The 9,736-nt window shown below is 61.3% G+C and carries 6 protein-coding genes and 1 pseudogene; 5 read left to right on the forward strand and 2 right to left on the reverse strand.

Annotation, left to right across the window (positions count from 1 at the left end):
• Positions 1 to 69: 69 nt before the first annotated feature.
• Both A3OI_RS0117020 and A3OI_RS24105 read right to left on the reverse strand, forming a co-directional pair.
• A pseudogene (locus tag A3OI_RS0117020) lies at positions 70 to 455 on the reverse strand (transposase); the annotation flags it as partial.
• 30 nt (positions 456 to 485) lie between these two features.
• Complete coding sequence (locus A3OI_RS24105; protein WP_018405441.1) at positions 486 to 758, reverse strand: transposase; 273 nt, start codon at positions 756 to 758, stop codon at positions 486 to 488.
• Between the two features lie 809 nt (positions 759 to 1,567).
• Here A3OI_RS24105 and A3OI_RS0117030 point away from each other — a divergent pair.
• The 5 genes from A3OI_RS0117030 (at position 1,568) to A3OI_RS0117050 (ending at position 9,376) form a co-directional block, all read left to right on the forward strand.
• A complete protein-coding gene (locus tag A3OI_RS0117030) occupies positions 1,568 to 3,499 on the forward strand; it encodes a hydantoinase/oxoprolinase family protein (protein WP_018405442.1) in 1,932 nt (643 codons plus the stop codon).
• A gap of 68 nt (positions 3,500 to 3,567) precedes the next feature.
• Positions 3,568 to 3,975: an acetone carboxylase subunit gamma gene (locus A3OI_RS0117035; protein ID WP_228703023.1), complete on the forward strand. Its 408-nt coding sequence runs from the start codon at positions 3,568 to 3,570 to the stop codon at positions 3,973 to 3,975.
• Between the two features lie 24 nt (positions 3,976 to 3,999).
• Positions 4,000 to 6,126 carry a hydantoinase/oxoprolinase family protein gene (locus A3OI_RS0117040; RefSeq protein ID WP_018405444.1) on the forward strand — a complete coding sequence of 709 codons (2,127 nt, stop codon included), beginning with the start codon at positions 4,000 to 4,002 and terminating at the stop codon, positions 6,124 to 6,126.
• Between the two features lie 48 nt (positions 6,127 to 6,174).
• Entirely contained in the window at positions 6,175 to 8,502 is a 2,328-nt protein-coding gene (locus tag A3OI_RS0117045; protein ID WP_018405445.1) for a hydantoinase B/oxoprolinase family protein, read from the forward strand.
• Positions 8,503 to 8,566: 64 nt separating this feature from the next.
• Positions 8,567 to 9,376 carry a hypothetical protein gene (locus A3OI_RS0117050; RefSeq protein WP_018405446.1) on the forward strand — a complete coding sequence of 270 codons (810 nt, stop codon included), beginning with the start codon at positions 8,567 to 8,569 and terminating at the stop codon, positions 9,374 to 9,376.
• The last annotated feature ends 360 nt before the right edge of the window (positions 9,377 to 9,736 follow it).

Genomic DNA, 9,736 nt, shown 5'->3' on the forward strand with positions numbered 1-9,736 from the left:
GATCATCAAGCTTGATGAATAGCAATATTATAGTGGCATAGTGAATCTAGTCACATGCTTGGAGATGCAATACCGATAATAGGCATTGCGACTGACACCCAAGAGCCGACTCATTACGTCGACTGGCCAGGTCTTCTTATGCCGGGTGATGAACGCATACTTTAATGCGTTTCCTTGGCAAAGAAGACCGTCGCTTTTTTTAAGATGTCTTTCTCCATTTTCAGGCGGCGATTTTCTTCTCGCAACTGGCGAATTTCCAACTGTTCAGCGGTCAGTTTGCCGTTCCCTCTGAACGCCTGCCCATCGACCGACTCATGCTCTTTAATCCAACGTCCCAGCATGTTTGGATTGATTTCCAGACTGCGCGCCGCGTGGGCTCTTGAATATCCCTGCTCCAGCACAAGGCTGATGGCGTCCAGCTTAAATTCCTTTGAGTACAGCTTTCTTGTGGTCATATACGTTCTCCAGTTTCAGGGTATTATTCCTTAACTGGGCTGGTCACATCCATTAAACCACTTCATTGCCAGCAACCTAAGTACCGCTATAAAAAAGCCGGTGGCGTCCACAATGCTGCCTTCGCGCAGCATCAAGCCATTCTTCTCCATGTGCTTGTTCACCTCTTTGAACAACACCTTGCCGAGGCCATGGCGTTCGAGAAAGTGGCGGAACTTGAGGATGGTGGTTTCATCGGGCAGGCGAGCCAGCTTCAAACCAGCGGAGTGGCGCATGGATTTGATCTCGTAGAGCGCATCCTCCATCGCCGGGCCGGATCACTGAGATTATAAAAGAGCTGCATGCAGTGAGCCCGCGGCATGGAAGACAACGGGTACGGTGGCCGACCGTTCCGGCTCTTGAGGTAGTAACGAGTCACCTTCTCCCCCATCTGGTTCCAAGGAATCAGCTTGTCCATCCGTTCCAGAAAAATCTCGCGGCGTGTCTTACGCTTTTTGTTCTGGCACTTGGCTTCGGAGAAGCTCAACTGATCCATGGTGGCGATGAATCCTATGCGGTTGGCGATGGTAATATTATCGCTGATTTTCGAAAGTTATTCAGAGGTCCCAAAGATCAATGCATCGAGGTACGTCTTTGCCGCTATCGAGACTTCACCCACTGGATTAAATAAAACACAATCCTAAACGAGTCATAATATATTGATTTAAAATGTTTAATTTTTTACACAGCTTTTGTTCCACGAATAAAGTAGGTCGATGCGTAGTACCACGTGTAGTGGAAAGTATGGGCGGCAACTAATTTAAATGGAGCACGCTAATTATCGGACTTCAGGTCCTGTGAGGCAGAAAGGACTATAGCTAGGTTGCGGGCCACGCGAAGATTGTAAATCACGCTAGGAGATTATAATGAAAAGAGGAGCATTCGTAATTATTAGCCCGTTGGCGAGTCGTTTGTGGGATGGGCTAAATAGTTACCAATAGAATACGAGTTTTGGGTGGTCGGGAGTGTCCCAATTTGGGGCAAATATCGAGTACCCCAAGTCATCACCGAGTGATCCCACCACTCTACTTTTAATCCTCCCACTACAACTATAACTATAACTTTAGGAGTTTCGATGGAACGTTTAATCAACATCGACAACGGCGGAACCTTAACCGACATCTGTGTCGGCAGCGGTACCGACTTCGCGTTTACCAAGACCTTGACGACGCCCGTCGATCTGTCCCAGTGCCTATTCGACGCGATGACCAAGGCGTCTACGGTCATCTATGGCGAGCCCAACCTGTCCGGGCTGCTCCACTCGACTCAGCACATTCGGTATTCGTCCACGCAGGGCACCAACGCGCTGGTCGAGCACAAGGGGCCGAGGCTGGGCCTGATCGTGGACGACGTCGACATCCTCGGCGAGCTGCACCACGACGCGAGGTCGTGGTCACTGCTCGACGACATCGTCGGGGACCGGACCGCGATCGTGCCCAGCGGGCTGGACGGCGACGAGCTGACCGCGGCGCTGGTAGCCGAGATGACCCGTCTGACGACGGCCGGCGCCGAGCGGATCGTCCTCGCTGCCAGCAGTCAAGCGCGGGAGAAGTTGTTCAAGCACATCATCCTGGAACGGTTCCCGCGGCACCTCCTGGGCTCTGTCCCCGTGCTATTCAGCTGGGAGTTCGCCGCCGACGAGGTGCGGGCGCGTCGAATCTGGTCCGGCATCATCAACTCCTTCCTGCATCCCACGGTGGAGCGCCTCCTCTACAGCGCGGAGCAGCGACTGCGCACGCACAAGGTGAAGAACCCGTTCCTGATCTACCGCAACGACGGAGGGTCCTCGAGAGTCGCAAAATCTGTCGCGCTCAAGACTTACTCCTCCGGCCCCCGCGGCGGCCTAGAGGGCACGCGGGCGCTGGCGCAGGCCTACGGACTGCCCCGCGTGTTGATGATCGACGTTGGCGGAACCACCACGGATGTGGGCACGGTGTGGGACTACGAGATCGCGACCGCACGCCGCGGCGAGATCTACGGCATCCCAGTGTCCTACGAGCTGAGCGATGTCCACTCCACCGGCGTGGGCGGCAGCTCTATCATCGCCGTGGAGGACGGGCAGATCATCGTCGGGCCGAAGAGCGTCGGCTCGGCGCCGGGGCCTGCCTGCTTCGGCTTCGGCGGCACCCAGGCGACTATCACCGACGTCAACCTCCTGCTCGGCGTTCTCGACCCCGACAAGTTCATGGACGGTGAGATGTTCCTCGACGCGGACCGCTCCCGCGCGGTGATCCAGCAGAGCATCGCCGAGCCGCTCGGCATCACGGTCGAGGAGGCGCTGATAGAGATGGCATCGGCATACGCGCACAAGGTGTCGGAATCCTTCGCGTCCTTGGTGGACAGTGCAGAGACGACGACGCTGGCCGCGTTTGGCGGTGGCGGGCCGATGAGCGCCTGCGAGGCGGCGCGCATCGCAGGCGTGCGAAAGGTGCTGATCCCCAAGCTCGCCGCCGTGTTCTCAGCGTTCGGCATCAGCTTCTCCGACATCTCGCAGTCCTACGAGCGCAATGTCACCGACCTGTCCCAGGCACAGATCGAGGCCGCTGCCGGCGAGCTGGAGAGCCTGGCGACGCGCGACATGTTCCAGGAGGGCTACGACATCGATGAATGCACGCTGGACTGGTCCTACCTGGTGGAGCACGCGGACGGACGGACGGACGGACGGACGTTGTCGGAGGCGATCGACAGCGCCGCGGACGTGCGCTCGGAGGGCGGGCAGCAGACGATCCTGGCGCTGCGGGCAGCTAGAAGCCTGCCGCACCCCATCGTCCAGGGCGGCTCCCCAGAGACGAAGTCGGCGGCGGTGTCGGCGGGTACCCGCGCCGTGCGCACGTCGGCTGCGGTCGTCGAAGACCTGCCGGTGTATCTGCTCGACCAGCAGGCTCCGGGCGCGACGGGGCCCGGCCCGGCCATCGTGGAGGGCCAGTTCTTCACCGCACGGGTCCCTGCGGGCTGGGAGCTGGAGATCTCCAATTCCGGCGACCTACTGCTCACGGACACCCACTAGTAGCGGCTCGCCCGCTCTCCCCCCAAAAAATTAGACGAAAAGAAGGTGCAAAAACCATGCGAATCCCCATGACGGAATACCTCGCGATCGACCTGGCCTCCGAGCGGTGGCTGTGCCGGGTATGCGAGCACGATCTTGGCAATGCCCGCGGCAACTACAAGGAGGGAACCCTGGTGTACGACCGCGATCCCCGCGAGATCCACCCGGCGATCCTCGACCCAGAGAAGTACGAGTACACGTTCGCGCCGGATCCGAACTTCTGCCGCATCCTCGAGTTCTACTGCCCCGGCTGCGGCACGCAGATCGAGACCGAGTACGTCCCGCCCGGCCACCCGCCGACCGTCGACATGCTCTGGGACATCGACGCGTTGCGTGAGCAGTGGGCCAGCCGAGAAGGTGTCCCCGAGGAGCTCATCAACTACGGCCCCGGCGAGAACGCGATCGCCGAACCCCGCCAGCCCCACTCTCACCACTGATCGACCGGAACAGAGGAGACTTCCATGAAACGCATTTCTGTTGATATCGGTGGGACCTTTAGCGACTGCTTCCTTGTCTGGGACGACATCTACGTCGAGGCCAAGGCGCTGACCACCCACCACAACTTGGCTTTCGGCTTCAACGAGGCCCTGGACCTGGCGTGCCAGCGGGCCGGCGTCACGCGCAACGACGCGCTGCGCGACGTCGACTCGGTGCGCTACGCGACGACCCTGGGCACCAACGCCTTGATAGAGGGGAAGGGGCCGAAGGTCGCGGCACTGGTCACACACGGCTTTGAGGACACGATCCACCTCTCCCGTGGCCGCGGCTACGGCGAGGGCCTGGACGGCACCAAACAGGGCGACATGGCGGACGCCCAGCGTCCGGAGCCGCTTGTGCCACGCCACTTGGTGCGCTCAATCAAGGAACGGGTGGACTCCGTCGGGGAGATCCTGGTCCCGGTCATGGTCGACGACGTGCGCAAGCAGATGCGCGAGCTGGTCGACAACGGCGCCGAGGCCATCGTGGTGGCGCTGACCAACGCTACCGAGAACTCGACGCATGAGCAGCAGATCCTGGAGATCATCCTCGAGGAGTATCCCTCGCACCAGCTCGGCGCGATCCCGGTGCTGCTCAGTCATCAAGTATCCGGACGCAAGGGCGAGTACGTGCGAGCCACATCCACGATCGTGGACGCCTTCCTGCACCAGACGATGTTCTACGCCCTCACCCAGCTGTCCAACAACCTGCGCAACTCCGGCTACGAGAAGCCGATGCTCGTCATCCACAACTCCGGCGGGATGGCGCAGTCGAATTCCACCGACGCGCTGCAGACCATCCACTCCGGCCCGATCGCGGGAGTCAGCGGGGCGGAACACCTCGCCAAGGCCACCGGGATCGGCAACGTCGTCTCAATGGACATGGGCGGCACGTCCTTCGACATCGGCCTCGTGCCGGAGGGCGGCGTGCGGCATTACGACTTCCAGCCCACGATCGGCCGCTGGCTCGTCTCGGTGCCGATGATCCACCTCAACACGCTCGGCGCCGGCGGCGGCTCGATCGCGTCGTTCGACCGCATCCATAACGCGGTCCAGATTGGGCCGCAGTCGGCCGGCTCAGACCCCGGCCCCGCCTGCTACGAACGCGGCGGGCTCGACGTCACCGTCACGGACGCCGACCTGATACTGTGCTATCTCGACCCCGAGAACTACGCTAACGGCTACATCACGTTGAACAAAAAGCGCTCGGTGCACGCGATCGGGGAGACGCTGTGCGACGAGCTCGACCTAGATGTGGTCGACGTAGCTAAGGTCATCAAGCGCACCGTCGACGAGCAGATGGCGATCGGCATCGAGAAGGAGCTGCGCTCGCGCGGCGGCCTGGTCGAGGACTACACGATGCTGGCCTACGGCGGCAACGGCCCGCTACACGCGTGCGGCATCGCGGCGAAGGCGGGGATCAGCAAGATCCTGTTTCCCCCGTTCGCGTCGGTGTTCTCCGCGCTGGGTGCAGGCAACATGAAGCCCCTGCACATCCACGAGCGCAGCGCGTACATCGTGCTCTATGAGCCGCGCAAGCGCGTCCTCTACGACAACTACGAGCTGTTCAACAGTTATATCGAGGAGCTCGAGGCGAAGGGTGCGGAGGACCTGGTGCGCCAGGGCTACAATGTCGAGGACGTCAAGTACCGCCTCGAGTTGGACATGCGCTACGGCAACCAGCTCGTGACCACAGCAGTGTCCTTCGAGATCAACCGGGTGGTCGGGGTCGCGGATGTGCTCTATCTGATCAAGACGTTCGCGGAGATCTTCGGCCTGCGCTACGGCGAGGGCACGCAGGCGCCGGAGGCCGGCGTCCGGGTGCAGACTCTGCGGGTTGCCTCCTTCGTCGAGGGCGACGTCGTCAAGTTCGACTCGATCAAGACCGGCGAGGGCCGCACGGTCCCCGAGGAAGTCTCGCACAGGATGGTGCACTTCACCGACATCGCCGAGCCCGTGCAGACGCCGGTCTACGACGAGCGCGCGCTCAAGCACGACCGCGTCATCCCCGGCCCCGCTATCGTCACCACAGGGAGCACGACATATCTGGTCGAGCCGGGGTGGCATTTGGAGCCGACAATCCAGGGCGCCGTCTGGCTCCTCAAAGGTTGACGCACAGCCCACCCAACAACAGTTCTTTCGGAAGGAGTTCGAAACATCATGACAATTTCAAACAACGACACCGGACAGTTCGCCGAGCATAGCGAGTCCCGACAGTTGAGCGAGCAAGAGCAGCAGTGGGTCGACAAGTTCATGGACGAGACGACGCTGTTCCTGGGGCCAGACCCCGTCATCATGCGGAATCACCAGATCCATGAGCGCACGTCGCACGAGAACGACTGCATGTCCTCGCAGGTCGACCCCGTCAAGGCCGACCGCGTTCGCAAACGCCTGGCCGGCGCGCTGGACGAGGCCTTCGAGATGTGCGAGAGCATGGGCGCGGCGCCCGGCGCGAAGTGGGCAGACCTCTCTGTTGCCGTCTACACTGCGGAGGGCGACGTCAGCTACATGTCTAACCGCGGCGTTATCGCCTTCGCGGCGGTGCTGCACCACCCGATCCGCTACATCATGAAGAACTGGAAGGACGAGCCCACCGTCGGGATTAACCCCGGCGACGGTTTCTTCCACAACGACTCCCGCTTCGGAATGGTACACAACACCGACCAGTCGATGCTGGTGCCGGTGATGCGGGGCGGGCGGATCATCGCCTGGGTCGGCGCCACTATCCATGAGGGGGAGAACGGCGCGTGCGAACCGGGCGGCATGCCGTCGGGCTCGGAGTCCCCGTTCGACGACGGCCTGCGGGCATCCCCGTTCAAGATTGTTGAGGGTGGCAGACTGCGCCGCGACTTGCTGACCTTCCTTCAGCACTCGACCCGGGACCCCAAGCTGATGCTGGCCGACATCAAGGTCAAGATGGGCGCGGTTCGGCGCGTGATTGAAACCGTCGACCGCCTGGTCGAGGAAGTCGGCGAGGAGGCCTTCATAGCGACCCTGCGCAGCACAGTGGAGAACGTCGAGACCGAGGTGCGGCGCCGGATCTCGGAGCTGCCCGACGGCACTGTCTCCTTCAACCAGTTCGTCGACTCGACGCTCAAAGAGAACATCCTGATCAAGTTCGCGTGCAAGATCACCATCAAGGGCGACTCGATGGTCGTCGACATTACCGGCACCGGCCCCGAGATCCTGAACCGGGCGCTCAACTCGCCGCTCGCCTCGACGAAAGCTTTTATGACGCAGGCCATCCTGTCTTTCTGGTGGCCGGACCTGCCGCGCAGCACCGGCGCGCTCTCGCCCATCGAGGTGATCTCCGAGGAGCACAGCTGGGCCGATGCCGGCTACGATGCGCCGGTGGGGCAATCGCTACAGGCCTCGTTCCGCGGCTTCTCGGCCCTGCAGACCCTGTACGCCAAGATCCAGTTCTCCGCGCCCACCAAGTACTCGAACGTCATCGCCCCCTGGTTCAACCAGATCAACGACTTCCTGTGGGGCGGCACCACCCAGCACGGCGAACAGGTGGGCAACCTGTGCGCCGACCTGAACGGCATGGGCGGCGGGGCGAAGGCATTCCGGGACGGCGAGGACGGCGTCGCGCCATTGTTCTGTGCGATGGCCGACATCGCCGAGCAAGAGGTGATGGAGGAGGAGGTCCCTTTCCTGCAGCTCGTCAGCAAGCGGATCGTGCGCGATAATCAGGGCTTTGGCAAGTACCGCGGCGGCATGGGCTACGAGATGATCGTCGCCTCCCGCGGCACGCCGGCGTGGGGGTTCATGACCGTCACCACCGGCGCGAAGTTCTCGTCGGTCACCGGCATGTTCGGCGGCTACGGCTGCCCTACATACCCGCTGGCGATGGTCAAGAACATCAACATCTACGACATCATCCGCAAGGACCCGTCGAAGTTTGACCTCTCCATGGAGCGCGTAATGAACGAACAGCCATATGAGGGCGGGAATTACCAGACCGCGCACATGGGCCTGCAGTTCGACGTCGCCAAGGAAGGCGAGCTGTACATGATTAGCCAGGGCTCGGGCGGTGGCTATGGCGACATCCTCGAGCGCGATCCCGAGCTGGTCATGGGCGACCTGGAGCTCGATCGGATCTCGGACAAGGTAGCCAGCGAGCTCTACGGGGTGGTGTACCAGCCGGACACGTTCGTGGTGGACCAGGACAAGACCGCGGCGCTGCGGACGCAGATGCGCCAGGACCGGCTCAAGCGGGGCAAGCCCTATAAGGAGTTCGTCGCCGAATTCGTCACCCCGGAGCCGCCGAAGGATCTACTGTACTTTGGGTCCTGGGGCGATGACACCGATGAGCTGGTTGCCACGCATTGGGGCAAGAGCGAGCCCGAGCGGGTGACCGGGCGGCTCGAGGACCTGCCGTTGATCATGATGCCGGACCGCCGGGTGCTCAAGATCGAGAAGCTCAGCAAGCGCGTCGACGAGCTCGAGGCCCAGTGCGGCGAGCAAGTGCAGCACAAATCCTGACCCCTGCGATGCCGCGCGGCGGAGTCCGCTGCGCGGCATCGCCCCCATCCCCCGAGGACATCCAATGAACGCCAACCTCGTCTCCGTGATCGCCAATCCCCCGTCGGGGCGCGCCACCGCGCTACTCCTGGACCACCACGACTACGCGCGCGCCGTGTTCCTCCGAAACCGAGCCGTCCCCTGGGGCGACCCGACCGCATACGCCCGCTTCTTCAACCAAGCACAAGGCCTGCAGGCACCCGACCTCGCAATTTTCGACCTAGGCTACTTCTACGACGACCAGCTGTCGCAGATGCCGGCGCTGGAGACTGCGATGGCCGCAAAGAAGCGGACAGGCTACGCGCTGCGCACGATGCTCGGCGATAAAGATCTAGCGGGCAAGGCGGCAGAGATCGCGCAGACGCTCATCGCGATGGCGTCAGGCGCGGTGGTGTTGCAGATACCGTCACCGATGCAGTGGCTGTGCGCCACCCATCACTTCTCGGGCTCGACGCAAGTGGAGGACCTGGACGTGGACGACGCGGAGAACTCCTCCGTATACGTCGCCGCCTGGCTCCGCGCACTGGCGGCGCTACCGTTCGCCGCGGTGCTGCTCGACGACAGGCCCCTGCCCGGGAAACAGCCGTCAAAGACCGTCGACCTGGGCACGTACACGCCCATCACCAATGTGACCGCGCACTACCGGCTCATCGCCGGCATGCGTAGGGAAGACGCTGTGAGCATTAACGAGACCGATCTGCGGGGGACCGTCATCCCCGACGAGTTCTGGCTCGGGACAGCGCCATTGCCGTCCGCCGCCGACTTCCACGTCACGCACATCCCCGAGGCTGCAATTCCGGAGACGGTGTTGGATCAACTGAAGAAGCTCAAGTGAGACAGGGGAACTCTATGCCAACTATTTAAGCCCATCCCACAGATGGCTCGTCAACGGATTCTTTTCTCTGGCATCGTAAGCCCATCAGGTAATATGACCATCATGGACATCATTTTTGAAGTCGCACTCGGAGCTGTTGGCGTTTTAGTATAACTCATTGAATAAAATACAAAATCGTAATTTCAAGGTTCCTAAGCCATCAATAAAATGAGTGTGCCATGCCCCGGTTTATGCTCAGTGATGAGCATTGGTCGAAGCTAAAAGAAGTGACGCTTTAAGAAAATAGTTATAACAAGCGCGACTTGCGAACGGTTGTCGCTGTTCAAAAATCTGGTCAATGCGGATATGGATTGGTCGTTA

The organism is Marinobacter gelidimuriae (assembly GCF_000372805.1).
In the GTDB taxonomy this organism is placed as follows: Bacteria; Pseudomonadota; Gammaproteobacteria; order Pseudomonadales; family Oleiphilaceae; genus Marinobacter; species Marinobacter gelidimuriae.